Source organism: Desulfoluna sp. HI9BLuna, from assembly GCF_056829775.1.
On the sequence record NZ_CP186555.1, the window covers coordinates 2401810 to 2427610 of the forward strand.

At 60.6% G+C, this 25801-nt stretch carries 24 protein-coding genes and 1 tRNA gene; 15 read left to right on the top strand and 10 right to left on the bottom strand.

Annotation, left to right across the window (positions count from 1 at the left end):
• Nucleotides 1–224: 224 nt before the first annotated feature.
• Together ACOYW0_RS09635 and ACOYW0_RS09640 are read right to left on the bottom strand one after the other, a co-directional pair.
• Nucleotides 225–1334: a serine hydrolase domain-containing protein gene (locus ACOYW0_RS09635; protein ID WP_482418281.1), complete on the bottom strand. Its 1110-nt coding sequence runs from the start codon at nucleotides 1332–1334 to the stop codon at nucleotides 225–227.
• On the bottom strand, nucleotides 1327–2190 hold the full coding sequence (locus ACOYW0_RS09640) for a S66 peptidase family protein (protein ID WP_482418282.1): 864 nt from the start codon (nucleotides 2188–2190) through the stop codon (nucleotides 1327–1329). The genes ACOYW0_RS09635 and ACOYW0_RS09640 overlap by 8 nt, the downstream gene beginning before the upstream one ends.
• A 160-nt stretch (nucleotides 2191–2350) precedes the next feature.
• Here ACOYW0_RS09640 and ACOYW0_RS09645 point away from each other — a divergent pair.
• A tRNA-Pro gene (locus ACOYW0_RS09645) sits at nucleotides 2351–2427 on the top strand.
• 133 nt (nucleotides 2428–2560) lie between these two features.
• On the opposite strand, the gene ACOYW0_RS09650 is transcribed toward ACOYW0_RS09645, so the two are convergent.
• The 8 genes from ACOYW0_RS09650 to ACOYW0_RS09685 form a co-directional block, all read right to left on the bottom strand.
• Entirely contained in the window at nucleotides 2561–3460 is a 900-nt protein-coding gene (locus ACOYW0_RS09650; RefSeq protein WP_482418283.1) for a CBS domain-containing protein, read from the bottom strand.
• Nucleotides 3461–3506: 46 nt separating this feature from the next.
• Nucleotides 3507–4034: a hypothetical protein gene (locus tag ACOYW0_RS09655; protein WP_482418284.1), complete on the bottom strand. Its 528-nt coding sequence runs from the start codon at nucleotides 4032–4034 to the stop codon at nucleotides 3507–3509.
• A 179-nt stretch (nucleotides 4035–4213) separates the two neighbouring features.
• On the bottom strand, nucleotides 4214–6067 hold the full coding sequence (locus ACOYW0_RS09660) for an SLC13 family permease (protein WP_482418285.1): 1854 nt from the start codon (nucleotides 6065–6067) through the stop codon (nucleotides 4214–4216).
• Between the two features lie 15 nt (nucleotides 6068–6082).
• A complete protein-coding gene (locus ACOYW0_RS09665) occupies nucleotides 6083–6547 on the bottom strand; it encodes a sigma-54-dependent transcriptional regulator (RefSeq protein WP_482418286.1) in 465 nt (154 codons plus the stop codon).
• Between the two features lie 363 nt (nucleotides 6548–6910).
• Nucleotides 6911–8590, bottom strand: coding sequence for a sensor histidine kinase (locus ACOYW0_RS09670; protein ID WP_482418287.1), 1680 nt, complete (start codon nucleotides 8588–8590; stop codon nucleotides 6911–6913).
• A 308-nt stretch (nucleotides 8591–8898) separates the two neighbouring features.
• The gene (locus ACOYW0_RS09675) at nucleotides 8899–10359 is read right to left on the bottom strand and encodes a sigma-54-dependent transcriptional regulator (RefSeq protein WP_482418288.1); all 1461 of its coding nucleotides are present in this window, start codon (nucleotides 10357–10359) and stop codon (nucleotides 8899–8901) included.
• 439 nt (nucleotides 10360–10798) lie between these two features.
• Nucleotides 10799–12259 carry an ATP-binding protein gene (locus ACOYW0_RS09680; protein ID WP_482418289.1) on the bottom strand — a complete coding sequence of 487 codons (1461 nt, stop codon included), beginning with the start codon at nucleotides 12257–12259 and terminating at the stop codon, nucleotides 10799–10801.
• A gap of 29 nt (nucleotides 12260–12288) precedes the next feature.
• On the bottom strand, nucleotides 12289–13341 hold the full coding sequence (locus tag ACOYW0_RS09685) for a hypothetical protein (RefSeq protein WP_482418290.1): 1053 nt from the start codon (nucleotides 13339–13341) through the stop codon (nucleotides 12289–12291).
• Nucleotides 13342–13639: 298 nt separating this feature from the next.
• On the opposite strand from ACOYW0_RS09685, the gene ACOYW0_RS09690 reads away from it, so the two are divergent.
• The 14 genes from ACOYW0_RS09690 (at nucleotide 13640) to ACOYW0_RS09755 (ending at nucleotide 25799) form a co-directional block, all read left to right on the top strand.
• On the top strand, nucleotides 13640–15085 hold the full coding sequence (locus ACOYW0_RS09690) for a sigma-54 interaction domain-containing protein (RefSeq protein ID WP_482418827.1): 1446 nt from the start codon (nucleotides 13640–13642) through the stop codon (nucleotides 15083–15085).
• Between the two features lie 494 nt (nucleotides 15086–15579).
• Nucleotides 15580–15945 carry a NifB/NifX family molybdenum-iron cluster-binding protein gene (locus tag ACOYW0_RS09695; RefSeq protein WP_482418291.1) on the top strand — a complete coding sequence of 122 codons (366 nt, stop codon included), beginning with the start codon at nucleotides 15580–15582 and terminating at the stop codon, nucleotides 15943–15945.
• Nucleotides 15929–17665, top strand: a complete 1737-nt coding sequence (locus ACOYW0_RS09700; RefSeq protein ID WP_482418292.1) for a sensor histidine kinase — start codon at nucleotides 15929–15931, stop codon at nucleotides 17663–17665. Before ACOYW0_RS09695 ends, ACOYW0_RS09700 begins: the two co-directional genes overlap by 17 nt.
• Complete coding sequence (locus ACOYW0_RS09705; RefSeq protein WP_482418293.1) at nucleotides 17662–18024, top strand: response regulator; 363 nt, start codon at nucleotides 17662–17664, stop codon at nucleotides 18022–18024. Before ACOYW0_RS09700 ends, ACOYW0_RS09705 begins: the two co-directional genes overlap by 4 nt.
• The gene (locus tag ACOYW0_RS09710; protein WP_482418294.1) at nucleotides 18021–18623 is read left to right on the top strand and encodes a histidine kinase; all 603 of its coding nucleotides are present in this window, start codon (nucleotides 18021–18023) and stop codon (nucleotides 18621–18623) included. The genes ACOYW0_RS09705 and ACOYW0_RS09710 overlap by 4 nt, the downstream gene beginning before the upstream one ends.
• A gap of 489 nt (nucleotides 18624–19112) precedes the next feature.
• Complete coding sequence (locus ACOYW0_RS09715; protein ID WP_482418295.1) at nucleotides 19113–20345, top strand: response regulator; 1233 nt, start codon at nucleotides 19113–19115, stop codon at nucleotides 20343–20345.
• Between the two features lie 67 nt (nucleotides 20346–20412).
• Nucleotides 20413–20847 carry a response regulator gene (locus ACOYW0_RS09720; protein WP_180137631.1) on the top strand — a complete coding sequence of 145 codons (435 nt, stop codon included), beginning with the start codon at nucleotides 20413–20415 and terminating at the stop codon, nucleotides 20845–20847.
• Between the two features lie 78 nt (nucleotides 20848–20925).
• Complete coding sequence (locus tag ACOYW0_RS09725; RefSeq protein ID WP_482418296.1) at nucleotides 20926–22398, top strand: SLC13 family permease; 1473 nt, start codon at nucleotides 20926–20928, stop codon at nucleotides 22396–22398.
• A gap of 725 nt (nucleotides 22399–23123) precedes the next feature.
• On the top strand, nucleotides 23124–23681 hold the full coding sequence (locus tag ACOYW0_RS09730; RefSeq protein ID WP_482418297.1) for a Na+/H+ antiporter subunit E: 558 nt from the start codon (nucleotides 23124–23126) through the stop codon (nucleotides 23679–23681).
• The gene (locus ACOYW0_RS09735) at nucleotides 23674–23964 is read left to right on the top strand and encodes an MrpF/PhaF family protein (protein WP_180137633.1); all 291 of its coding nucleotides are present in this window, start codon (nucleotides 23674–23676) and stop codon (nucleotides 23962–23964) included. The genes ACOYW0_RS09730 and ACOYW0_RS09735 overlap by 8 nt, the downstream gene beginning before the upstream one ends.
• A gap of 16 nt (nucleotides 23965–23980) precedes the next feature.
• Nucleotides 23981–24328: a monovalent cation/H(+) antiporter subunit G gene (gene mnhG / locus ACOYW0_RS09740; RefSeq protein WP_482418298.1), complete on the top strand. Its 348-nt coding sequence runs from the start codon at nucleotides 23981–23983 to the stop codon at nucleotides 24326–24328.
• Entirely contained in the window at nucleotides 24312–24557 is a 246-nt protein-coding gene (locus ACOYW0_RS09745; RefSeq protein ID WP_180137635.1) for a Na(+)/H(+) antiporter subunit B, read from the top strand. The genes mnhG and ACOYW0_RS09745 overlap by 17 nt, the downstream gene beginning before the upstream one ends.
• Complete coding sequence (locus tag ACOYW0_RS09750) at nucleotides 24554–25387, top strand: Na(+)/H(+) antiporter subunit B (protein ID WP_482418299.1); 834 nt, start codon at nucleotides 24554–24556, stop codon at nucleotides 25385–25387. The genes ACOYW0_RS09745 and ACOYW0_RS09750 overlap by 4 nt, the downstream gene beginning before the upstream one ends.
• A 4-nt stretch (nucleotides 25388–25391) precedes the next feature.
• On the top strand, nucleotides 25392–25799 hold the full coding sequence (locus ACOYW0_RS09755) for a cation:proton antiporter subunit C (RefSeq protein WP_482418300.1): 408 nt from the start codon (nucleotides 25392–25394) through the stop codon (nucleotides 25797–25799).
• Nucleotides 25800–25801 lie beyond the last annotated feature (2 nt).

Genomic DNA, 25801 nt, shown 5'->3' on the forward strand with positions numbered 1-25801 from the left:
ATGGCCTTTGACAACAGGAATCCCTGTGCCGTCGACATCGTCTCCGCGACGGTCGGGGCGTGTTTCCTGAAGTCGTCGTTACATGAATCGATTGCACACATCCCCGTCCGAAAGAGGGCTTCACCGAAGCTGTCTTCTCCCGTGGGGCGTGTCCCGGGGCCAGCAGGACAAAAAAACGCAATAATCAACCTTCACCGCTATCAGAAATCATGCTTCTTGACAACTTAAAAAGCGGGACCGGAGCAGTGCGGCGCCCCCGTTGCGAAGACGCCGCGACAAACCGTTTCCATAACGATATCATGAACCTCCGGACGAAACACGCGAATCGCCGTGTTTTCCCGGGATGGGTGCACGCGATTGGTGAGCAGCACAACCACCACGCCCCGGTTCGGGTCGACCCAAAACGAGGTCCCGGTAAAGCCCAGGTGCCCCACGCTCCCCGTGGAAAAATAGCGCCCGCTTGCCGACCCCTGGGCCGACGGCATGTCAAAGCCCAGCCCCCGTCCACGCCCTTGGGATTCCCGGAAAAAAGCGGTCACCACATCCCGGCTGAAGGGCGAGCCCGCCACCCCGTCCCTGTGGTGGGATGCCAGGTGCCACACAAGACGCCCCACGTCCCGGGCCGTGCCGAAAAGCCCGGCATGAAGAGCAACGCCCCCCATGGCCCAGGCGTTGTCGTCGTGGACTTCTCCGCAGAGGGTTTTGTGCCGCCAGGGACAGGCTTCGGTGGCAGCCACCGCCCTGCCCTCGGGCAGGTCCGGGGCGTACATCACATCGCGAAGCTCCAGAGGACCACGCACCGTCGCCTCGAAGAGGTGCCGCACATCCGTGCCCGTCACGGCCTCCACCACCGCCTTGAGCACCATGAACCCGATATCGCTGTAACACACCCTCTCCCCGGCCGGAGCCTCAAGGGAGCACCCTTGAAGAAGCGCCCGAAGCCCCTTGCCCCTTTCGGCCACGGGCATGGTCACCAGGGTTTCGTAAAGGGGCATCCAGGCCGGCAGACCCGAGGAGTGGTCCAGTAGGTGTCGAAGGGTCACCGCCTCCCTGCCGCCCCCTGTGAACCAGGGCAGGTAACGGCTCACCGGAGCCTCAATCTCCAGAATCCCTTCGGCCACCAGCACCATGGTAAGGGTGGCCCCAGCCAGGGGCTTGGTGAGGGACGCCAGGTCAAACAACGTGTCAGGGGTCACCTCGGGCCCTCCGGTCCAGAGGGTTCCGGCACACGATTCCCCCACCACCTCTCCGCCCACCATGACCAGAAGCTGCCCCCCGGGAAAAACCCCGGAGGCCACCCCGTCCGCCATCTTTTGCGACAGGGCCTCACACATAACGAAACCCCGCTTCAGACGAGAGAACCACCTGCTCCCCGAAGACCAGGGGAAAGTTTGTGGGGCCGTGTCCAAAGCGCCCCCCGGTCACCACCGGAATCCCCAAGGGGGCAAACACCTCCCGGAGGACCGCCTCAGGCGCCCCTTTTTCTCCGCAATGCAAAAAGTCTCCCACCAACACCCCCTGAACCCCGTCAAAAGCGCCTGAGAGACGCATCTGGGTCAAGGCACGATCCAGGCGGTACGGGGCTTCATGAACATCTTCAAGGGCAAGGACGCACCCGGAAAAATCGGGTTGAAACGGGGTGCCGCAAAGATGGGCCAGGGTGGCCAGGTTGCCCCCGGTGAGCACCCCTTCTGCGTCTCCGGCCACCAGAGAGCCCCAGGCATCGCCCAAAGGATCGGGACGGACACCGGAGCGGAAGAGCCCCTCCAATGCGTCCAGGGTCTCCGGGCAGGCCATGGCCAGCCCCTGAACCGTGGGGCCGTGGACCACCCGCCGCCCCAGCCCCACAAGCCTTACCAGAAACGCCGTGGTATCGCTGAAGCCCATGAGAGGCGGGAGCTCCAGCAGCTCCTCGTCTGTCAATTCAGCCAGAAGCCGCATGGCGCCGTACCCTCCGCGGGCCGCCACCAGAAGGTCGGGGCGCGCCTGGGCCATACGAAGCAGAGAGTCCCTTCGCACGGCCTCACTCCCGGCAAGGTAGCCCATGGCATCCCCCACGGCCGTGTCCACGGCCACGTCCCATCCGGCCGCCCTAAGGACTGCCATCCCCTTTTCCAGTTTTACGGGGTCCACAACCCCGGACGGGGCCACCACCCCGATCTGCGCATCTTGTCCAAATGGAAATATCATCCGGCCGCCTTTCCCCAACACATTGATTTTACGCACACCTTCCATGGCAACATTCCACAGCCACCCTCGCGTTTGGGGCCATTATGGGGTCGGGTCGATTTTTTGTCAAAGAGTGCTTGACATCCCTTGGGGCATGGGGGTATAACCCTCCTGTTTTTGGCGGGGCGTAGCGCAGCCTGGTAGCGCACTTGACTGGGGGTCAAGGGGTCGGAAGTTCGAATCTTCTCGCCCCGACCAAAACACAAAAGCAAAAAATACAAAGGACCTGATCGATTTCGATCAGGTCCTTTTTTTTTGGTTTTGTGGTAACTATTCAGCTCCAGAAAACAGCCTCCGGCGGCAAGGTGTGCCACCTTGAAGAAGGCAATACTCACCCTTCCGAGGCAACCCTCTCGATCTCAAAGAAGAGCTCCTCCTCCCGGATAATCCCCTGGCACTGGCCCCAGGCCATGACAGCCAGCCTGCGTTGCCGCAGGGACGTCATCATGTAGGCAGCCTCCATGAGGTTGGCCTCGATATCCACTTCCGGCGGTGCTTCGGTCATCACATCCGAGACCTTGCGCGCCATGAGCTTTTTCGCCTCGGAGGTAAAGAGCCCCTTCCAGAACATGGGAGAGTACCGGATGGTGGAGGCCGTGCTGGGAAGGTCGGCATGAATATAAGCGGGCAGCAGGGATTCCATGAGTCCCCTTACGGAGATCACCCCCTTGACCTCACCGTCGGCGAGCACCAGCAGGGACCGCTGGCCCGACTCAATGAGGGAGCCGGACAGGGTCCGGGGCGAAAAGGAGGCCCGCAAGGCCCGGACCGCGTACTCCACGGTCTGATTGGGCCGGGCCGTTTCATACTCTGCCAGGGGAATCATCACCTCCCCGACGGTCTTTTCCTCATCGAAGTCCATTCCGTGCCCTCGCCCGGCTTCGTAGATCTTGGTAGACAAAAGATCAATGTCGCAGGGTTTTGCCAGAAAATCATAGGCCCCTGCGGCCAGGGCCTCCTCGGCGGATTCCCCGGTGCCGTGGCCGGTGAGCATGATCACCGGGACCTTGGGCTTGCGGGCCTTGATCAGCCCCAGGGCCGTGAGCCCGTCCATGCCGGCCATGCGGATATCCAGCACCACCACGTCCGGCGCCTTGTCGAGGCGCTCCAGGGCCGCCTCCCCCGATTCCGCAGAAATCACCTCAAAGCCCCGGCGTTCCAGGACCTTTTGCGTGGCCACGCGAAAGCGTTCCTCATCATCCACTATCATCACACGTATCTTTGTACTCATCGTTGTCTTCTCCTTTCACGTCAATCAAGTGCTGTGCACCGATGCTTCACACGCCCTGCAGCATGAAAATCACCTTGAACAGAGCCACCAAGGCCACAAGAATGAGCCCCACCGCAGCAAAGGCGCGTCGGCCGCTCATCCCTCCGAGTTCCCGGAAACCGATCCCGATGACACCCCATTTCCAGGGTTCTGTGAACCAGAAAGCCCCGGGAATCCATGAGACAAGCAGGGTCACCCCAAAGCCGTAGGCCACACAGGGCGCCACAACGGCCAGGCCGGACCGGCGAGCCCCCACCACCTTCAGGGCCATCCAGCCCAGAAGGGAGGAGAGCAGGGCCATGCCCAGGGCGTTGGCCGCAGACACCGTGGCCAGGACCACCCGGCCACCGCCCGGCACCAGCATGCCTGTAAGCAGACCGTGGAGCACCACCGCTGCGGACAAGCCCCACAGCAGCCGGTGAAGGGTTCCCCGGGCCGCCAGGGCGCCATAGACCCGAGAGGGCGACAGCAGCACGGCTGTAACCCCGATCTTCTCCACGGTGGGGGTCGGGCCCCGTTTCAGGTCAGCATCCATGGCTACCCTCCCAGGGCCCAGGTCACGGCGCCGTACACCAGCATGACCAGGGTCAGCACAAAGCACACACGGCGCTCTGCCTCAGCAGTAAAAAAGAGCTTTCCGCGTTTCCATCTCATCGAAGGTTTCATGGTGTCTTGTTCTTTCACCGGTCCTTTCTCCTTACGATTCATGGGTGATTAAAACCCCGGCAGGGCGTTGAACCCGCGCAGGACCCAGTACGCTCCGGTGAGGAGCAGAAGGATCGCGTTGGCCACAAACCACAGGGGAAGCCCCACCCGGAGGTAGTCCTTGGGCTCCAGGTAACCGGAGGCGTACACGATGGCGTTGGGAGGTGTGCCGATGATCAGGCAGTAGGCAAAGCTGGATGCAATGGCTGTACTCATGGCCATGAAGGGCAGAAAGGTGGTCCCGGGATGCACCAGACCCGCCATGTTCAGGGTAATGGGACCTACGGCCGCAGCGGCCGGTCCATCTGCCATGAGGTTGGTGAGCACGGCGGTGAGCCCGTTGGAGACCGCCATGAGGGGAAGGCCGGAGTCCATGCCGAAGGGCGCCAGAAAATCGATGACGGTGCGGGCCAGCCAGTACGCGGCACCCGTGGTGTCCAGGGTCCTGCCGAAGATGATGGCACCAGCGTAGAGCCAGACCACGCCCCAGTCCACCTTTTCATGGTAATCACGCCAGTTCACCACCCCGGTGAGCAGGTAAGCCACGGCACCAGCCACGGCAATGACCCCGATGCCTAAGCGAATGGGGTAGATCCCCAGGTTGTAGAACTCTTTTTCCGTGAACCAGCCGAAGACCATCACCAGGAACACCACCAGGGCGATGATCTGCTTGCGGTTCCAGGGCCCCATTTTATGAATCTCCACACGCAGGTGATCCATGGCCGGAGCCAGGCTGGTGACCTGCGGCTTGAAGCGCCAGTTCACGATGAGCCAGGTGATGGGAATCATCACAAAAAGGAAGGGGAAGCAGTAGGTGATCCACTGGAAATACCCGATGTCAAACCCGAACATGTCCGTAAGGTAGGTCATCATGATAACGTTCCTGGCTCCGCCGGATGGGGCGCCCGGCCCGCCGATGTTGCAGGCCATGGCAATGCCGATCATCAGCATCTTGGCCAGCTCCGGGTCTTCCGGCACCTCGCTGGTGAGGCTGTTCTGATAAAGAAGCATGCCGATGGGAAGGAACATGGCAGCCAGGGCATGGTCGGAGATAAAGGCGGCCAGGGGCGTGATGATGAGGAAAAAGATGAGGGTGATCCACCGGACGTTGGGCACGGCGAGCTTTTCAAACATCATCAGGCAGACCCGTTTGTCCACCCCGGTCTTTACAAAGGCCGCGGCAAACATAAGGGAACCCATGATGAACCAGCAGGCATCCGACCAGTAGAGCATGGCCACCTGCTTTCGGGTCACCACCCCGGTGAACACCAGAATCAGACCGATGCAGAAGGCCACCCCGGGCAGGGGAATGCACTCCGTAAGAAAACAGATCACCACAAAGACAACCATGGCGATGGCCACCTTGATATGCCAGCTCCCCTTGTCGGCGGCGGCCTTATCCTTGCCGGCCAGCTCGCCGTAATCCAGAACATCGCGCCTCTGCTTCAGGGCGCCCTCCATGAGGGCAAGGAACCTGGCGTCGTCCACCTCGTCCCTGATAAAGGCGTGGGCGCGCTTGAAGTTGGCCCCGGCCGCAGGGATCTTGTATTTTTTGCACCATTTTTCGTTTCGTTTCAAAAAACGGGCCTTGGTCAGGGCGCCCATGCGCATGTTGCGCTCCATCATCTGGGCCGTGAGAAGCTGCCACTGGGACAGCTCCGTGCTTTCGGCCCCAAAGAGCTCCTGGCTCAGGTAGGCGATCACCGCCTTGGGGCCCACCTTGTATTCGGCCCCCACATCCTTCATGCCGCCGGGCGTGGGCATGAGCAGGATCAGAAAAAAAAGGACAACGGGAATGGAGAAAATCTTCCAATCCACGTACTTGTCATACCCGGTCACCTTTTGCTTGTCGCGTTCTCCCATGAGTATTCCCCCTTCCTAGGCGTCGATATCCGACCCCTGCTGCTTCATGATATCCCTCGGGCTCTGCATGCTTCGTTCAAGCATGGCCAACCGAATCTTCTCCGCATGCCGTCGGTACGAATCCCAGGCCTCGCTGACCTTGCCCCAGAGCAGGTCGATGTCCGCCGGTTTCACCAGGTAATCAAAGGCCCCGGCCTTCAACCCTTCCACCGCCGAATCCACGGTGCCGTGGCCCGTCAGCAGGATCACCTCCACCAGGGGATGGCTCTTTCGTATGGCACGAAAGGTTTCATGGCCGTCCATCCCGGGCATCTTCACATCCAGAACCACCACGTGGACCGGGTCTCTGGACAGCACGGACAGGGCCTCCATCCCGGAGCCGGCTGTCAGCACGGTGCACCCCTTGCGGGCCAGAAACCGTGAGGTGGTTTCGAGGTAACGGGGCTCGTCGTCCACGAGCAACACATAAAGAGTATCCATTCACTCCTCCTCAATTAATCTAAGGTTCTTCATTCCCAAACGAATGCCTTAAAGATTGACTCTCACGAGGAAATGCACGGGACATGCCAAGTCAGACAGGTGCGCCAACAAACTGTTTTAAAAGACGATTCACAAAACACCCCTCAAGATTATCCCGTTGTATTGTCAGCCCGGTTTACAAGGTGTCGGGCAATGTAAAAACCGGGCATAAAAAAACCCCGGCCACGTCCTCATGTAAGAGGTCATGTACCGGGGCCTGAAATGTTTAATGGATGAAACCCGATTGATGTGAGCAGAGGGCAAATCGCAATGGCAATAAGCTTTCGAGGTGGCTCACCTCGCCGCCGGAGGCACGCTTTTACGTCATTGTTCGAGGTGGCGAGGCAGGGAGATGGTGAACACAGAGCCCTCACCCACGGTGCTGGAGACATGAATGCGACCGCCCATGCCCTCGATGATGCCGAAGCAGACCGAGAGCCCCAGGCCCGTACCGGAACCCGGGGGTTTAGTGGTGAAGAAGGGGGAAAAAATCTTGGACCGGGTCTCTTCGTCCATGCCGCTGCCGTTGTCCGACACGTCCACGCACACGGTGTCTGCCTCCTCACGCACCGCCACGCTGACCTTGCCCCCGCAGCTGCCGTGGCGGGCTTCCACGGCATCCAGGGCGTTGTTGATGAGGTTGAGAAAAACCTGCTGGAGCCGCGAGGGATCTCCCCAGACCCGGCTGCCGTTTTCCGGCACCTCCGTGAGGAACTGCACCCCGCTCACCTCGGCTCTGGAGCGGACCATCTTGGCCACGTCGGCAAGGAAGTCCCCCATGACCACGGCCTGGTCCCGGGTGGTGCTCTTGCGACCGAAGTTGAGGACCGACCGGGTGATGTCCGAACAGCGGCCGATCTGAAGGCGCATCTGGTCCAGGGACTCCCGGATCATGCCCACCTCCTCGGTACCCTCCTCCACGTCGCGGACGGTCTCGGCCATGTAGGCCAGCTCGCTTTGCATCACCTGCAAGGGGTTGTTGATCTCATGGGCAAACCCTGCGGCCATCTCCCCCAGCTCGGCCAGGCGGGCTGCGCGGTAGAGCTGCTCTTCCAGGTGCACGGCCGCGTCGTCGCTTCGCCGGATCCGGGAGACGATGCGGGTGGTCAGCCCGTAGCCCACACCCAGAAGCGCCCCGCTGCCAGCCACCATCACGGCAAAGATCACCAGGTAGATACGCATGCGGTTCTCAAAGGCCTCGCGGGTGTCCTGCACCACCACCAGCCGCCAGGGCTTTTCCGTAAGCCGCACCGAGGCAAAGACACGCTTGACCCCGTCCCGGCAGGCAATGACACGGGCACCGGCCCAGCCGTCTCCCATGACATAGGCGTCGCTGTCCGGGTCCTTTTCCATGAGCTTGCCCCTGGAGGGGCGAATGCTCTGGTACACGCCCTCGTCGTTCAGGAGAAAGGCCTCTCCGGTCTGGCCGATGCGCACCTCACCGGTGACGGCCTGGAACACGTCGGTATCGATGGTGGCCCTCAGCACCCAGGGACGCCCTGCCCCTTGAGCCCGCACCGCCACCACCACATGGGGGGTCTTGCGGAACCCGGTGAATACATCGCTGATCCAGGAGCCGGTGGCCATGGTCTTTCGAAACCAGAACTCCTCCTGATAGTCGATGCCCTCCAGACGGTAAGGCCCGGTGTAGGCCACGTGAACCCCGGCCTCGTCAAACACCCCCAGGTCCATGAAAGCCCCTGAGCTGGCCTGGAGATTCCCGAAGGCCGTCTCCAGATTCTCGGGGGTGGACAACGCCTCAAAGGAAGAGATGGAGGCCAGGAGCGCCAGGTCGGCACGCCGCTCTTTTAAAAAGGTGTCCACCATCATGCCGTGATCCCGGGCCGTCTGGGAGATCCGAGCCATGATGCTTTTTTCCATGGCCCCTGAAAAGAGGATGGCCCCCACCACCAGCAACACCAAAAACGGCACCAAAGGGACGATCGTCATGTTGCCGAGAATAAACCGCGCGATCTTCCGATCGTATGCCCTGCCTGTCATCATCGCCTCCTTATCTGGAGAAAAACGCCTCCGGCGGCAAGGTGAGCCACCTTGAAAGCTGGTTGCGGATGCGCTTTGCCCCTCGTTCCTCGGGTCAAATCACATCCGCCTTTCAAAAAAAATTGTAACTATTCAGCTTGCCTCCGGCGGGTCGCTTTTTTGAAAAAAAGCTCCGCAAAAAACTTTCCCGAAAATGGCAAACTACCAAAATTGGTTCGGCGAAGCCTGGAAAGACTTACTGAAAACCTGTTTATCAAACTTTTCAAAAGTTTGGCCCCCGGCAGGGCCGCCGGAGGCATGCTTTTCCATGTTTACTGCTTTGCCGGGTCCTCTGTGTCTCCGGCATTGATGCGAGCGCCCACGGTAATGCCGTACTTGTCCATGCGAGCATGGAGAGTGGGCCGTGAGATTCCCAGGAGCCGTGCGGCCTGGGAGCGGTTGCCCTCGGTGGCGGCCAGGGCTTCGGAAAGGATCACCCGGGAGCATTCGTCCAGGAGGCGTTCGAACAGGTCGTCTTCCCGTCGTTCCAGTCGCCCCCTGACCCAGCGGCGGATGATCTCCTCCGGGTCCTTCCAGGAATCCTCGGAAACAACATCCTGACCGAGGCTTCGTGCTATGCTCTCCTGGGTAATGGCCCCGCCCCGGTGAAAAATAAGCAGCTTCTGGATCACGTTGGAGAGCTCCCTCACGTTGCCGGGCCACTCATAGCTTCCCAGGAGCTTCAGCCCTTCCTGGCTGATGCCGGGGTTGGCCATGCCCAGTTCCAGGGCGTGGCGCCGGAGAAAGTAGTCGGTGAGAAGGGCAATGTCCCCTTTGCGCTCCCGTAAAGGGGGCAACGCAAGGGTCACCACTTTGAGGCGGTAGTAGATGTCTTCTCGAAACCGCCCCTCCTTGATGGCCCCTTCCAGGTCCCGGTTGGTGGCGGCGATGATCCGCACGTCCACAGGAATGGTCTCCCGGCCCCCGATGCGCTCGATGCTCCGTTCCTGGAGCAGGCGCAGGATCTTGGTCTGGAGCTCCAGGGGCATGTCCCCGATCTCGTCTAAAAAAAGGGTCCCGCCGTTGGCCTGCTCGATCTTGCCGATCTTCCGGTGGGTGGCTCCGGTAAAGGCCCCCCGCTCGTAGCCAAAAAGTTCACTCTCCAGAAGGGTCTCGGGTATGGCCACACAGTTGATCACCACAAAGGGCCGCCCGCTCCGGTTGCTGTGCTGGTAGATGGCCCGGGCCGCCAGCTCCTTGCCGGTGCCGGACTCGCCCCGGATCAGCACGGTGGCGTCGCTTGCCGCCACCCGGCCGATGGACTTGTACACTTCCTGCATGGCCGGACTGATCCCCACAATGCTCTCTTCATCCCCTCCGGGCACGGCGCCTGCCCCGGTGCCCCCCAAGGTCACGGTGGACTTCATGAAGCGCCCCGCCTCGGCCGCCTGACCAATGAGACGCAGCAAGGCAGGAATATCAAAGGGCTTGAGCACGTAATCAAAGGCTCCCATCTTGGTGGCCTTGATGGCCGTCTCCGTGGTGCCGTAAGCAGTCATCACAATGACCGGCATCAGGCTCGCCACCTCCTTGAGACGCTCAAACAACTCCAGCCCGCCCATGCCCGGCATCTTCATGTCGATGATGGCAAGGTCCGGCTTCAAGCGCTTGGCAAGTTCAATGCCCTCAAGGCCGTTGGCCGCGCTGTGCACCCGGTACCCCTCGGCCGCAAGCAGCTTTTCAAAGGACGCCCGCAACGAATCATCGTCGTCCACAATAAGAATGGTAACCATATCGCTCCTTATTTTAAGGAAAAGCCTCCGGCGGCAAGGTGGGGGTACCTTGAAACCCTATGGCGAATGCATGAATGCCGCCGCTATGCTGCCGTTTTAGGGGCATTCGCACGACGGATGACATAATGCGATCGCCCCTGCAAGAGAGACCCGTCTCATATTTCTAAAAAACAAACTCGAAGCTTTTCGTATTGAATTGGCTTTCACCCGAATACCCCCAGCCCCCTGCCGGGAAACAACCTATAAAAAAGATTTACACATATTTTTTAAAGATCTCACACGTTGATCTTCACCATGAAATCAAGTTTCATTCTCCACGGGCAAAGCCCATCAGCGAATGTGATCGGCCTGAGGAACGAAGGCCGGGAGCATTCGCGACCCTGGGGTCAAGGGGCTTTAGCCCCTTGACGCCGGAGGCGTTTTTCCATGCACGTTCCCCTTATCCCCTTTCTTCGCTGTCCATGGGCAGGTAGACCACAAAGGTGGTGCCTTTGCCCTGGACGGAGTCCACGTCGATCCAGCCGCCGTGGTTTTCGATGATGCGTTGGGAGATGGGCAGGCCCAGGCCGGTGCCGTCCTCCCGGGTGGTGAAAAACGGTTGAAACACCTGCTCAAGTTCCTCTTCGGGGATGCCGCACCCGGTATCGGCAAAGGAGATCTCCGCAAGACCCGCGCCGTCGGTCTCGGAGACCACGCGCTCGGTGATCACGATGCGGCCTCCGCCGCCCATGGCTTTGCAGGCATTTTCCATGAAGTTGACAAAGGCTTCCTTGAGCTGCTCGGGGTCACAGGTCACGTCGGGCAGGGGCTTTTCGCGCTTCACCTCCACGGTGACCTCGTAGGAGCGGAGGCGATGGGAGAGGAGCTGGAGGACCCGGTCCACCACGGTGGAGGGGCTTTCCAGCTGCATGGCCAGGCGCGGGGGGCGGGAAAACTCCAGGAAGTTCTGGACGATGGTGTCCACCTGGCCGATCTCCCGTGTGATCACCTGAAAATCCTCCTCCTGCTCCCGGGTGAGGGGCAGGGAGCGGTTGAGGGAGAAGAGGCGCATCTTCACCGAGGTCATGGGGTTGCGGATGCTGTGGGCCATGCCCGCGGCCAGTTTCCCCACCAGCACCATCTTCTCGGCCATGAGCAGGTTCTCCCGGCTCCGGGCCAGTTCGGTGTGGGCTTCTCCGGCGCTGCGGATAAGGTTCTCGATGCGGTGGGTCACGGCCTTGACCTCATTGGGCTCCATGAGGGCCAGTTCACCCGCCTCTTCCCGGGCCAGGCGACGCAGGGGAGCCAGGACCTGACGTCCCAGCATCAGGGTCAGGACGCCCCCTAAGCCGGTGACAAACACAAGGGCCGCCACCGTGACCCAGCGCAGCTGCTCGGCCCGGGCGTGCACTGCCTGGCGCGCGGCAAAAAGCTCTTCCTCATGGGCCTTTTTATACGCCTCGCAGTGATTAAGGATCTTGAAGAACTGATCCCTCACCCCGGCATGGGCCTCTCCCCCGGCGATTTCATCACCCTTGATGTAAAGGCCCAGGGCCTCGTCCTTGGCCGCCACATAGAGGTCATACGCATCTCCGATGGACGCAAGGGTATCCCGTTCCTCGGCCGTTCCGGCAAAACCCTGGGCCCGCTCCAGCCGCATGCGAAACAGCTGCCGGTACTCCCCCAGGCGCTGGAGCCATTCGGGATTTCTGTCCATGACATAATAGGACATGAACCCCTTTTGGTTCACCAGGGCCGTTTCCAGGGCCTCGGCCGCCTGGTACGCCGCCACCGAGTCGCTCACCATGCCTTCGATGAGGCGATCCACCCGGTAGGTATTCCATATCATCACCCCGCCACAGGCCATGGTCACGGCCACCATCAGAGCCACAATGGATGTCGTCTTTGTTCGCAGACTCAAAAAACCCGGCATCCTTCTTTCCTCCTTGCTTACTTCTGAGCATCCACCGCCCATGGGACCGATTCCGTTTCAAGGCCCATGCGGTCGGCCAGCCAGGCGTACCGCTGAGCAGGCACCACCAGTGTGCGCCCCGGGTGCAGGGCCATGAGCCGCCACACCGCCTCCTGGGGATCCACCAGGGAGTCGGGCAGATCCACCACAAGCCGTCCATCCCATCCGATACCACCGTAAACCATGACCTCACAGGTCGATGAGGCTGTGCGTCCCCCGTTTCGCCCGGCCACGGTTGCCATCACCTCCGGCAGGCCTCGGTCTCCTTCAACCCGCATGGACAGGGTGTAGGCAAGCCTCTCCTCAAAAAGGGGCGGTGGATTGCCCCGCCGACACAAAAAAGAGCCCAGGGCGCAGGTGCGCCTCACCCGCGCTTCCAGCTCGGCGTTGTCCAGGGCCGAGGCGTTCCACACCGTCACCCCGCCTCCGTGGTGCCAGAACACCACCTCCACCCCGCGGCGCACCAGGTCGATTTCGGCTTCGGCCATGTCCATGGCAAGCCGCAGGCGATCCCGGGTCAGGGGGCGCCCGGGATCCCCCACGGCAACGGCCACCCGTTCCAGGATGGCCCTGGCCGCGTCCCCCACCGAAAAGGTCCCGCAGGGGAGGTACATGTCGTAAAACCTGTGGTGGAGAAAGCTCCGCCCGAACAGGCGCCTGCGACGCCTTACCCAGCTGCGACGCCCGGCCCCGGGGACATCGGCCATGAGGACCCGGAACACGGCCACGGGAAACCGCTGCAGAAGGTGCCCCAGGTCCCCGTAAAAAATCCTCACGCCCCGCTCCAGGGCCGATGCCATGGCCCGGCACAGCCGGGCCCTTGCGCATGCACGCTCCTTGACCATGCGATCCGCCAGGGGGTGAACGCCGAAAAGCGCCCACGACAGGGACAGGTGTCCCCCGCCCCCATGGGCCGCCATGGCAATGAGTTCGTCATCTCCCATGGCAACTCCGCCGGTCTCCCGCTCCAGGTGCCGGACCAGCGCCCGGACCTGCTCGTTTTCACCGCCTGAAATCACAATGGCCGTCATATGTATTCTTCCTCCGCCCTGTAAATCGGTGTGTGCCGGTGTGTGTCGTGCCCGGGCACGGCACCCTGACGGTGCCTTGCCTGCCCGGAGCCGGCGTTCCATGGCTCTCTTGGTGAGCAAGACCCATGCCAGCATCCCCCACCTGAAATCCTTTGAAAATTTCCGATGGAACAGGGTGGTTTCGGGCTTCAGGTTTACACAGTGGAAACTTTTCTGACACCCTTTTTTCCCGGGAGCCTGCCGTTTACATTCCCCTTGACACCGCTTCCCGGGTAGGCAAAGGATAAGGGGCGTGATCATGCCACCGGCCCAGGTGCTGACCCAACAGACAAAGGAGTCCCCCATGCCCGTCCCCACTCCGGCCATCGTCCACCTTCTCTCCTCCGAACTCTCCTTCGGCCGGTTCATGGATGAAATCCCCCTGGCCACGGCGGTGATGGACAAGGACTTAAACATTGTCTGGCTCAACCGCGCCTTTGAGGCCCTCACCGGCTTTTCCCGGAGCGACGCCTACGGCATGCCGTGCCGCCATGTGGTAAGAAGCCGCGCCTGTGTGGAGAACTGCCCCAGGCAAAATGGGGTGGTCACGGCCCCGGCCCCCTGCGAGAGCGACATCATCAACCGGGACCGGGTGCGCCTGCCCGTCAAGCTGAACCTGGCCCCCCTCACCGACGCCAACGGCAACCACACCGGATACATGGAAACCATCGAAGACCTGCGGGCGGTCCGAAGCCTGGACAGCCAGAAGAGCCAGGCCTTCAGCTTCGAAGGAATCATCGGCCGCAGCGAAAAGATGGACAAGATCTTCCAGACCCTGCCCATCCTCGCCCAGAGCGACGCCTCCATTCTCATCACCGGGGAGACCGGCACGGGCAAGGACGTGGTGGCCGAAGCCATCCACCAGACCTCCCTTCGGGCCGGAGGCCCCTTTGTCAAGGTCAATTGCGGTGCCCTTCCCGAGACCCTTCTGGAGAGCGAGCTCTTCGGCCATGCCAAGGGCGCTTTTACCGGAGCCGTGGAAAACAAGCCCGGCCGATTCCGCATGGCCCACAACGGCACCCTCTTCCTCACGGAGGTGGGGGATCTTCCCCTGGCCCTGCAGGTGAAGCTGCTCACCTTCCTGGACGACCAGGTGATCTACCCCCTGGGCGAAACCCGCCCCTTCCACGCCAACGTCCGCGTCATCGCCGCCACCCACCGCAACCTGGAGCAGATGGTGACCCAAGGGACCTTTCGCCAGGACCTGCTCTTCCGCCTCAACGTGGCCCGGGTCCACCTGCCCCCCTTACGGGAGCGCAAAGGGGACATCCGCATCCTCCTGGACCACTTTCTGGAAATCTACCGGCGCCAGCTCGGCAAGCGGGTCACCGGGTTCTCCCGGGACGCCCTGGCCCTGCTCGCCCACTACCGGTTCACCGGCAACATCCGGGAGCTGCGAAACATCGTGGAGTTTGCCGTCAACATGGCAACGGAACCCACCATCGACGTGGAGTCCCTGCCCGCCTACCTTTTGGAAGGACCGCCCCAGGCACCGCTGCCGGAGACGATCGAGCCCTCCTCGCCTCCGACGCCCGACACTCAGTCGCCTCAAGCCGCCCCCCGCACCTGGGCCACGGCCGAGCGGGAGATGATCCTGGACGCCCTGCAAAGGGCCCGGGGCAAGCGACAGGAGGCGGCCAAGGCCCTGGGCTGGGGCCGCAGCACCCTTTGGCGCAAAATGAAACAATATGGCATCAATGAATAGGCACGTGTTCAGGATGGTGCCTCCGGCGGCCCTGCCGGGGGCCAAACTTTTGAAAAGTTTGACAAACAGGTTTTGCTCAATTTCACAGAAGCCTTCGCGGAAGCTCTCACCCTGAGGAACGAAGGGGAAGGGCTTTCGCAACCTGGGGTCCAGGGGTGGCGAAGCCACTTAGTCCAAAAATCCCCTGGCCGCCGGAGGCAGGCTTTTCCATGCACGTCAACCATAAGAAGGCAATACGGTTAAATCGACAATGAGCAAGCAGCGACAACGTATCCTGTGATGTCGAAGCTTGTGAACCAGTCAGCACAAACCATCAGCGTTTATGTCGGGCGCAGCCCGAGCCGAAGGCCCTTGCGCTTTGACCCGAGGAACGAGGGGCAAAGCGCAAGGGCAATAAGCTTTCGAGGTGGCTCACCTCGCCGCCGGAGGCACGCTTTAACGCAAACACTTTAAGCGCTTGAAACAATTTAAAACCCTATGATACAGTTTTCCCTATGTTAACAAAGATCCTCATCCCCATCGCCGCCGATGAGGTGGCCCCCCGCTTTGATCTGGCCGCCGAGGTGCACATCGTCACCCTGCTCCGGGGCGGCGACACCGAGGACAAGACAGTGGTGCTGCCCCAGGCCTCTGCGGAAAAACTCTGCCACCTCATCCTCACCGAGAACATCACCTGCGTAATCTGCGGCGCCATCGAGGAAGAGTATTTCCAGTTCCTTGCCTGGAAAAAGATCACCGTCATCGATGCTGTGGCCGGGCCGTGGGAAAAGGCCCTCATCCACCACCTTCAAGGGGACCTCTCCGAAGGGGAGATGCTCTTCGACCGCATTGTGGAGGGACGCCATGTGGACCATCCGTAGCTTCATCGACAAGATCGATGACCTGTTCAGCCGTGGAGCCGACTCTCCGGGCCACTACCGGAACCTCACCCGCAACATCATCATCACCATGCTGGTGGTCACCATCACGCCCTTGACCGTCATGGGGATCCTCAACCACTTTCAATACGGACGCCACCTGCAAAACGAGCTCATCACCCCCCTGGCCAACACGGTGAGCAAAGCCAAGCACTCCTTTGAGCTCTTTTTTGAAGAGCGCCTCTCCACGGTGCGGTTCATCGCCAACGCCTACGACTTCGAGGAGCTCAACGACAGCCGGACCCTGCACCACCTCCTGCGGATCCTGAAGACTGAGCTGGGCGGGTTTGTGGACCTGGCCATCATCAACGCGGACGGGGACCTGGTGAGCTACGCCGGACCTTACAACCTGGCGGGGAAAAACTACGCCAGCCAGCGCTCCTTCCAGGAGGTGCTGGTCAAGGGCTCCTACATCAGCAACGTCTTCATGGGCCACCGCCAGCTCCCCCACATCGTGCTGGCCGTGCAGCGGTACACCGACGACGGCACCAACTGGATCATCAGGGCCACCATCGACACGGAACGCTTCTACACCCTGTTGGGAAGCCTGAGGCTCTCTCCCCAGAGCGACGCCTTTCTCGTCAACTCCGAAGGGATCATGCAGACCAACTCCGCCCTGTACGGCAAAACCCTCAAGGCCTGCCGCCTCACCATCCCCACGGGCACCCGGAGCACCTTTGTGTCGGAGACCACCGACCCCGACGGCCGCCAGATCCTTCTGGCCTGCTCCGGCTTCAACAACGCCGATTACGTTCTGGTCATCGCCAAGCCGCGCTCCGTGGTGCTGAGGTCCTGGTATGCCCTGAAGTCCGACGCCCTTCTGGTTTATGCCTTGAGCCTTCTGGTGATCATCTTCATGGTGGTGAAGATGACCGGCACCCTGGTGCGGCGCATCAAAGAGTCGGACGAGCGTCGGGAGACGGCCCTCACCGAGCTGCAGCACAACCAGAAACTTTCCTCCATCGGCCGCCTGGCCGCAGGGGTGGCCCACGAGATCAACAACCCCCTTGCCATCATCAACGAAAAGGCAGGCCTCATGAACGACCTGGTGGCCGCAGGGGAAGACTTCCCCCACCGGAAGCGCCTGGCAGAGCTCACCGAGGCCATCATCGGCTCGGTCTCCCGCTGCAAGACCATCACCCACCGTCTCCTGGGCTTTGCCCGCAAACTCGACACCCTCATGGAGCCCCTCTCCATCAATGAGATATTAAAAGAGGTCATGGGCTTTCTGGAACGGGAAGCCCTCTATCGCCAACTGGACGTCAGTATCGACCTGGACCCGTCCCTTTCCGACATTCTCTCGGACCGGGGACAACTCCAGCAGGTCTTTCTCAACCTGCTCACCAACGCCTTTGCCGCCGTGGAAGACGGCGGCACCGTGAGGCTCGCCTCCATGCCCACCCAGGGGAAGGGAGTCACGGTCACCGTCGCGGACAACGGCTGCGGCATGACCGAGGATGTGGCCAAACGCATCTTCGACCCCTTCTTCTCCACCAAAAAAGGCAACGGCACCGGCCTGGGCCTCTCCATCACCTACGGCATCCTCAAGAAACTCGGGGGCACCATCACATTGAACACCCGGCAGGGGGAGGGCACCACCTTTACGGTGACGCTGCCTGAAAAGCCCCCGGCCGACACACGCAAAGGAGGATCCACCCCATGACCACCCATGTCCTGCTGATTGACGATGAACGGGAGTTTGTCACCACACTGGCCGAGCGCCTGGATATCAGGGGATTTTCAACCGCCACGGCCGAAGACGGGGACACCGGGCTTGCCCTGATCCGCCAGGAGACCTTTGACGTGGTGATCCTGGACCTCCTCATGCCGGGCATGAACGGCCTGGAGACCCTGAAACATATCCGCCACATCGCCCCGGACCTGCCCGTGATCCTTCTCACCGGCCACGGCTCCACCCGGGAGGGCATGGAAGGAATGCGCCTGGGCGCTGTGGACTACCTCATGAAACCCCTGGCCATCGAAGACCTCTTGGACAAGCTCAAGGAGGTTGTCGCATCATGAGCCTGACCCCTGACCAGGAGACCACGGTCCTCATGGGGGCCGTCACCGCCCCAGCCACCCACGACCTCATGAACGTGCTGGCCATCATCAATGAACACGCGGGGCTCCTCTCGGATCTTCTCCATCTTAAGGGCAGCGGCGAGCTCCCACCGGAACAGCTGGAAAAAAGCATCGCCGCCGTGGAGGCCCAGGTGGTACGGGGCCGGGAGCTCCTCGCCCGGCTCAACAGCCTGGCCCACGCCCCGGATCCCGGTCCCGGCGGCCCTGCCGATGCCGGGGCCGCCCTGGAGGAGGTGGTCTGCCTCACCCGGCGACGGTTCCACGGACGACTCACCGCGCCCGCCCCCTCCGCCACGGTCCAGGCCGACCCCATGAAGCTGCGGCTACTCATCTTTCGCCTCCTGGAAGCCGCAAGCCACCCGCAGCAGGCCCGGGAAACAGACATCACCCCGACCCTTGGCGAGTCTACCCTTGCCCTCACCTTTCAGGGCCACGATGCCATGGAACTGCCCGGGGCTTTAAGCGCCCTGGCCCAGGACCTCGACGGTTCCCTCTCCCACACCCACCACACCCTTTGCCTCACCCTGAAACGGGGTTAGCCCCTCTTTGCCTCCGGCGGCCCTGCCGGGGGCCAAACTTTTAAAAAGTTTGATAAACAGATCTTAAGAAAGCCTTTCCAGGCTCCGCCGAAATAATTTCCACTTTTTGCATTACAAAAGTTTTTTGCGGAGCTTTTTTCCAAAAAAGCGACCCGCCGGAGGCAAGGGTGGCGAAAGCACCTGGAAACCCCAATGGCTAAGGCGGATTAAACATTTGGCCACCGGGCAGAGTCGTTGGGGGCATGTTTGAGGTACACAGCCACCATTGAACGAACAGTGCCCTGCCCCGGCACACCCTTTCTCGTCCCGTATTGTTTCAAATTGTTTGTTTCATTTAGTTTCATTTTGTTTCTATCGATATCTCCCACCCCACTCTCCCGCCACACAACCCACCGTTATAAATAAGCATTCCACACATGGCACACCCCTTGCAATCCATCAATTTAACTGAATCAATTCATCAACAACCCACATTGCAAGGAGCCGCATATGCCTTCCATCACCATCACCAACGGCGCCTTCAGCCAAGCCGGAGCCATTGTCGACGCCCTCAGCAGCGCCACCGGCATGAAGGTATTCACGGACCGGGAGATCATCACCCTCACCGCCCAGCGCGAAGGGCTGAAAGAGGCCTCCCTCCTCAAGATCCTCAAAGGACAGACCCCCACCTTCAACACCTTTACCAAGGAGCGTGAAAAGAGCCTGGCTGCCGTCAAGCTCACCCTGGCCGAACTCCTGGCCGAAGGCGACATCATCCTCCACGGTCTGAGCGGCCATCTCGTCCCGGCCTCCCTCACCCCGGTGCTACGCACCCTCATCATCACCGACAAAAAACGACGCATCGAAAATGCCCGGGAGGCCCGCAACATCACGGACAAAGATGCCACCGCACGGATCCAGGCCCTGGACGAGGCGGCCCAACTCTGGTGCAGCGCCCTCCACGGCAAGAGCGCCTGGGATCCTGAGCTGTATGACGTGGTCATCCCCACGGACAAGACCCCGGTGCCCGAGGCATTAAGCCTCATCACCGAGAGCCTCTCCCGCATTGAGGTGGACCCCGAAGAGGGGGCTCGGCTCGCAGCGGATTTCTCCCTGGCAGCCCGGGTGGAACAGGCCCTCGTCGACACCGGAGAAGGGCTCACCGCCGAGGCAAGGGACGGCCACGTGACCGTGACCATCAACAAAAACGTCCTCATGCTGGGAAAATTCAAGCAGAAGGTGGAGGCCGACGCCGCGCGCATCAACGGGGTGACATCCGTGGAGACCCGTATCGGCAAGGGGTTCTACAAGGCCAACGTCATGTACGACTTCGACCTGCCCACCCCGCCCCGGGTCCTTCTGGTGGACGATGAAAAAGAGTTTGTCCAGACCCTGTCCGAGCGGCTCCGCATGCGGGAGGTGACCACCTCCGTGGCCTATGGCGGGGAAGAGGCCCTGGCCATGGCCGGCAAGGAGGAGACCGACGTCATGGTCCTGGACCTCAAGATGCCCGGCGTCAACGGCTACGACGTGCTCAAGAACATGAAGGCCAATCGCCCCCACGTGGAGGTGATCATCCTCACGGGCCACGGATCCGAAGAGGACCGCAAGCGCTGCCTTGCCATGGGGGCCTTTGCCTACCTGCAGAAACCCGCGGACATCGAGCGCCTCACCGAGACCATGAAAGCGGCCTACGACAAGATCCGGGCAAACCGCGCCGAAAAGACCCCGGCCAAAGCCTAAGAGACAGCGCATGGCGGCAACGCACCGCACCCCGCGCCGACACCTTAATTTGGAGGAGAAAGAAAAGATGACCTACACACCCCATGTACTTGTGGTGGACGACGAAAAAGAGTTCGCCAACACCCTGGCCAAGCGCCTGGAGCTGCGGAATTTCAAAACCAAGGTGGCCTATTCCGGGGAGGAGGCCCTGGAGATCCTCACCGAGGGCCTCACAGACATGGTGATCCTCGATGTCCTCATGCCCGGACTCGACGGCTGCGAGACCCTGGTCCGCATCAAGGCCGACCACCCGCTCATCCCGGTGCTCATGCTCACCGGGGAGGCCACGGTGGAACGGGCCATCACCGGCATGAAGGCAGGGGCCCTGGATTTTCTCATGAAGCCCTGCGACATCGGCGTCATCGCCGAAAAACTCGAGGCGGCCTACAAGCTCAAGTGCGACCACGAGGCCCGCATCCGCGATGCGGAGATCAACAACATCATTGAAAAAAAAGGCTGGTAACGGGCCCTGAGCGCACCACTCCGCCCCCCTTCGGGGCGGACGCCACCTTCTCGAGACTCCCTGCATGGAGGTTTATTTATGGTAACGGAAACCCTTCAGGCCGAAACACGGCCCATTGACTGGAAACGCATCTTCTTTCTCGGCCTGGGGCTGGGCCTTTTTGTCCTGGTTTACTACAGCTCCGCCTGGCCCGACGCCGTCGACCCCAACGGCAAACGCTTTGCCCTCACCACCGAGGCCAAGGGGGCCATCGCCGTCTTTCTCCTGGCGGGGATCTGGTGGATCTTTGAGGTCCTGCCCATCGGGGTCACCAGCCTCACCATCGGGGTGCTGCAGGTCATGTTCATGATCCGGCCCGCCAACAAGGCGTTTAAAGACTTCATGGACCCGTCGGTCCTCTTCATCTTCGCCTCGTTGGTCATCGGCATGGTGTTCACCAAGACAGGGCTCACCCGCCGCATCGCCTACAAAATGCTCTCCATCGTGGGAGAGCGCACCAGCATGATCTACCTGGGCAGCTTTGTGGTGACGGCCGCCCTCACCCACATCATGGCCCACACGGCCGTGGCCGCCACCATGTACCCGCTGCTGCTCACCATCCACGCCATGTACGCCGACGACCGCGAGCCCACCCGCTTCGGCAAGGGCCTCTTCATCGGCATGGCCTGGGTGGCCGGGGCCGGCTCCATCATCACCCTGCTGGGGGCGGCCAGGGGAGCGGTGGCCGTGGGCTTTTTCCGGGACATCGTGGGCCGTGAGGTCTCCTTTTTCGGGCTCACCTATTACATGGCCCCCGTGGGATGGATCATGGTCTTCGTCCTCTGGGCCTTTATCATGCTCTTTTTCCGGCCGGAAAAGACCCGCATCGAAGGCATCAAGGAGCGTTCGGCCTTTATGCTCAAAGAGATGGGCGCCTTGAGTCGCACCGAGGTGGTGTCGGCCATCATCATCTTCGGCTGCATCTTCTGCCTCTCCATGCGGGCCTTTATCCCGGCCCTGTCCGGTGTCAACAAAACCGCCATCATCCTGGTCTCCACCATCCTCTTTTTTGTCCTCAACATATTGGACATCAAGGACCTGGAGGCCATCCCCTGGAACATCATCCTTCTTTTCGGCGGCGCCATGAGCATCGGGTTCTGTCTCTGGGAGACCGGGGCGGCCCAGTGGATGGCGGTGAACTGGCTTACCCTGTTTAAGGAAGCCCACTGGTTCGTCTTTGTCATGAGCATCGCTTTTTTTGTCATGGTGATGACCAACTTCATCATGAACGTGGCGGCCATTGCCATCTCCCTGCCCGTGGCCCTGGTCATCGCCCCCTACCTGGGAGTGGCCCCGGAGGTGATTCTCTTTGCGTCCCTCATCACGGCGGGCATGCCCTTTATCCTTCTGGTGGGGGCAGCCCCCAACGCCATCGCCTACGACTCCGGACAGTTCACCACCGGTGAATTTTTCTCCTACGGACTCATCGCGAGCCTGATCCTCATGGTGGTTACCGCCCTGTTTGTCCTGATTGTCTGGCCCATGATGGGCATGCCGGTTTTACTTCCTTAATCAAACAACGCATACTGGCGCCGGAGTCAGGTAATCCGGCGCCAAACATACTGACACATAAGACAAGATATCAGTAACATGAGGCTGAACAGAACAAGCTCACCAAAGTCATTTACAGCAAGCAATAGGAGGAACAGGACCAAAGGCATGAACATGTTTCCCGGAAAGGAAAACCCAAAAAAGGCAGGGAACTAAAGGGGGATGTTCCTTGGCGACACAATGCGCCAAAGGCGAAAAGGTAGGTATATTTATCAGCAACTTACGGCGTTTTTTTTAATGCTAATTCATAAATTTAATTGAACATATTCATCAATCGCGGAAACTTCTTGACACCCCAAATGATCTTTTGCAGAATACCCATTTATCCACGGTCGTCACACCTCTGCAAGGCCCTGGTTTACTCGGTCTCAGCGTGCATTTCGAGCAGTTGAGGGCTATGAGAAAAATAAAATATACACGCATTGGCTAATAAAACAGCACTCTTTGAGTACTGCCTGCCCAATACTTTACGCTGTATCACTATTATTTTCCGGCCGAGCCCCCACATACTTCCCGGATAGATGATGCACCCGCACCGACCGTAAGGTGTGACGAGCGGACACGTTCGTCAACCGTGTCCATGGTCCGTGACACGCGGGCGCTTCTGCCCGACATTTCTGACACTGCCCCGGATCATCCCCCGGGTTGTCTCAGCGACAGTGTCAACACTGAGGAAGGTAACAACTGTGACAAGACAAATGAACACCCCGCCGCCGCACGCGGGCCGGAAAAAAGTCGATAACGGCTTCAGGCTGGTCCCCTTTGCGGTCACCTTCGCGGTCATGATGACAACCTGGGTGGCCTTGTCGGGAAAACTCGACATTTTCCACCTCTCCCTTGGCGTCATCTCCTGCGTGATCGTCTCACTCTTCTCATCGGATCTTCTCATCACCGCCACCACATTCAAGGGAATGCCCGGCCTCTGGCTGCGCTTTTTCCTCTACCTCCCGTGGCTCATCAAAGAGATTGTCCTGGCAAACCTCCACCTCCTCAAGCTTGTCTTTCATCCCAGGCTGCTTGATGAGATCAACCCAAAGCTCATCCAGTTCCGAAGCCGCATGAGCGATGACATGGGCCTGGTGACCTTTGCCAACTCCATCACCCTGACCCCCGGAACCATCACGGTCTCCCTCTCCGTCTTCGGGGATTATGTGGTACACGCCATCGACGACGCGTCGGCCGAGCCCCTGCCCGGCGAGATGGAGAAACGCGTCGCAACCGTATTCGGAGAGGACCATGACTGATTTTTTTCTCTGCGCAGCCATTGCCATCTGCCTGATCTCTCTGCTCTCGCTCTACCGCGCCATAGCAGGGCCCACCATTCTGGACCGCATCATCGGCATCAACGCCCTGGGCACCAAGACCACGGTGCTGCTGGTCATTATCGGGCTTCTCTTTGACCGGGTGGACATGTTTGTGGACATCTCCCTGGCCTACGCCCTGCTGAACTTCATCACGGTTCTGGCGTCGGCCCGCTATTTCCACAAGAAAAAGGGGCTCCACGGCGAGTCCCTCACCCAGAAATAAGGAGCGACGAACGATTATGACCATCTTAAGCCTTCTGCTCATCGCCCTGGGCATCTTCTTCTTTTTTGCCGGAGCCGTGGGCGTGATCCGATTCCCCGATTTTTACTCCCGGCTCCATCCCGCCGGGATGATCGACTCCATGGGCCTGCTCCTCTCCATGAGCGGCCTGGCCCTTTTTGTCCTCAGCCACCACGGCCTCTCCGGGACCACCATCCTCACGGCCATAAAACTCATCCTCATAGTCATCTTCGTCTACATCACCAGCCCCACCGCCACCCACGCCATCGTGGACGCCGGCATCCGGGCGGGACTGGCTCCGTGGACAAAAAAGAATAACGGAGGCAGCGATGACGATACCCATTGATCTGGCGATACTCACCCTTGTGGTCATCAGCGGCATCGGCGCCCTGGCCGTCAAGGACCTCCTCGGAGCCGCCATTGTCTTCAGCGCCTACAGCTTTCTCATGTGCCTTGCCTGGGCCGTCATGGGGGCTGTGGACGTTGCATTCACCGAAGCAGCCGTCGGGGCGGGCGTCAGCACCGTCTTTTGCGTGGCAGCCGTCTTCCACACCACACGGAGGACCAAAGATTGAGATTTTTAGCCATCATCGCCGTCGTCCTCACGGGCGGGCTCATCATCTTCCACACCGGGGCCTTCCCCGATTTTGGTGATGCAGACTCTCCGGCGAACACCTACCTTTCGCCCTACTACCTGGAACACGGACAGGCCGACACCCACGCTCCCAACGTGGTCACCAGCGTCCTGGCCGACTACCGTGGCTATGATACGATGTTCGAGACCACGGTGGTCTTTGCCGCGGGCCTGGCCTGCTTCTTTCTGCTGCGCCGGAAAAAAGGTCCGGAAGAGACCACCCGCATGTACCGGCACCTGCCCACGGGGGTGACCTTGCACATCAAGGAAGGGGGCAAGCTCCCGGCGGAAGACTCCAAGGTCTTCCGACGCCTGGACTCCCATTTCGTGCCCCATCAGATCATCATCAAAAACACCTGCCGCCTTGTGATCCCCTTTATCCAGATCTTCGCCCTCTACGTGGTGGCCCACGGCCACTACAGCCCCGGGGGCGGGTTCCAGGGCGGGGTGCTTTTGGCGGCGTCCATCATCCTGTACGCCATCAGTCACGACCTGCGGCGCGCCATCCGGCGCTTTCCCGAAAAGATCGCGGCCCTGTTCGGCTCCCTGGGCGTTCTCATCTACGCGGGCACCGGGGCCCTGTGCCTCCTGTTCGGGGCCAACTTCCTCAACTACGAAGCCCTGGCCCCCCTTCTGGGGGTCGATGCGGTGATGGCGCGTTCCCACGGCATCCTCATCGTGGAGATCGGGGTGGCCTTTGCCGTCATGGCGGTGATTATCTGGATTTACTACAACCTGTCCTCGGCAGGGAAACACGACGAGGGGCTCTGATATCATGACCGACCTGTTGCCGCTCCTTGCGGCCAAATACAACTACTGGATCTACACCATCCTCATGATGATCGGCCTCTACGCCATGATCGCCAAGAACAACCTGGTGAAAAAAATCATCGGCATGAACATCTTCCAGACCGCCATCATCCTCTTTTACGTCTCCATTGCTTACAAAAAGGAGGGGACCCTGCCCATCATCATGGGCGACGCCCACGGCGGGGGCCACGCGGCTGTCCACGCGGCGGACTACATCAACCCCCTTCCCCACTGCCTGATGCTCACGGCCATTGTGGTCTCTGTTGCCACCCTCGGTGTGGCCCTGGCCCTGGCCATCAAGATCTTTCGGCAGTACGGCACCCTGGAAGAGGATGACATCAACCACCAGATTCGCATGCAGGCAGGACAGTAAGA

Coding starts and splice junctions, on each gene's coding strand:
- ACOYW0_RS09650 (WP_482418283.1), bottom strand. CDS start 3,460: ATGAGTACAAAGATACGTGTGATGATAGTGGATGATGAGGAACGCTTT.
- ACOYW0_RS09700 (WP_482418292.1), top strand. CDS start 15,929: ATGTGGACCATCCGTAGCTTCATCGACAAGATCGATGACCTGTTCAGC.
- ACOYW0_RS09635 (WP_482418281.1), bottom strand. CDS start 1,334: ATGTGTGAGGCCCTGTCGCAAAAGATGGCGGACGGGGTGGCCTCCGGG.
- ACOYW0_RS09725 (WP_482418296.1), top strand. CDS start 20,926: ATGGTAACGGAAACCCTTCAGGCCGAAACACGGCCCATTGACTGGAAA.
- ACOYW0_RS09745 (WP_180137635.1), top strand. CDS start 24,312: ATGACGATACCCATTGATCTGGCGATACTCACCCTTGTGGTCATCAGC.
- ACOYW0_RS09710 (WP_482418294.1), top strand. CDS start 18,021: ATGAGCCTGACCCCTGACCAGGAGACCACGGTCCTCATGGGGGCCGTC.
- ACOYW0_RS09735 (WP_180137633.1), top strand. CDS start 23,674: ATGACTGATTTTTTTCTCTGCGCAGCCATTGCCATCTGCCTGATCTCT.
- ACOYW0_RS09705 (WP_482418293.1), top strand. CDS start 17,662: ATGACCACCCATGTCCTGCTGATTGACGATGAACGGGAGTTTGTCACC.
- ACOYW0_RS09660 (WP_482418285.1), bottom strand. CDS start 6,067: ATGGGAGAACGCGACAAGCAAAAGGTGACCGGGTATGACAAGTACGTG.
- ACOYW0_RS09670 (WP_482418287.1), bottom strand. CDS start 8,590: ATGATGACAGGCAGGGCATACGATCGGAAGATCGCGCGGTTTATTCTC.
- ACOYW0_RS09665 (WP_482418286.1), bottom strand. CDS start 6,547: ATGGATACTCTTTATGTGTTGCTCGTGGACGACGAGCCCCGTTACCTC.
- ACOYW0_RS09755 (WP_482418300.1), top strand. CDS start 25,392: ATGACCGACCTGTTGCCGCTCCTTGCGGCCAAATACAACTACTGGATC.
- ACOYW0_RS09720 (WP_180137631.1), top strand. CDS start 20,413: ATGACCTACACACCCCATGTACTTGTGGTGGACGACGAAAAAGAGTTC.
- ACOYW0_RS09655 (WP_482418284.1), bottom strand. CDS start 4,034: ATGGATGCTGACCTGAAACGGGGCCCGACCCCCACCGTGGAGAAGATC.
- ACOYW0_RS09690 (WP_482418827.1), top strand. CDS start 13,640: ATGCCACCGGCCCAGGTGCTGACCCAACAGACAAAGGAGTCCCCCATG.
- ACOYW0_RS09640 (WP_482418282.1), bottom strand. CDS start 2,190: ATGATATTTCCATTTGGACAAGATGCGCAGATCGGGGTGGTGGCCCCG.
- ACOYW0_RS09715 (WP_482418295.1), top strand. CDS start 19,113: ATGCCTTCCATCACCATCACCAACGGCGCCTTCAGCCAAGCCGGAGCC.
- ACOYW0_RS09675 (WP_482418288.1), bottom strand. CDS start 10,359: ATGGTTACCATTCTTATTGTGGACGACGATGATTCGTTGCGGGCGTCC.
- mnhG (WP_482418298.1), top strand. CDS start 23,981: ATGACCATCTTAAGCCTTCTGCTCATCGCCCTGGGCATCTTCTTCTTT.
- ACOYW0_RS09695 (WP_482418291.1), top strand. CDS start 15,580: ATGTTAACAAAGATCCTCATCCCCATCGCCGCCGATGAGGTGGCCCCC.
- ACOYW0_RS09685 (WP_482418290.1), bottom strand. CDS start 13,341: ATGACGGCCATTGTGATTTCAGGCGGTGAAAACGAGCAGGTCCGGGCG.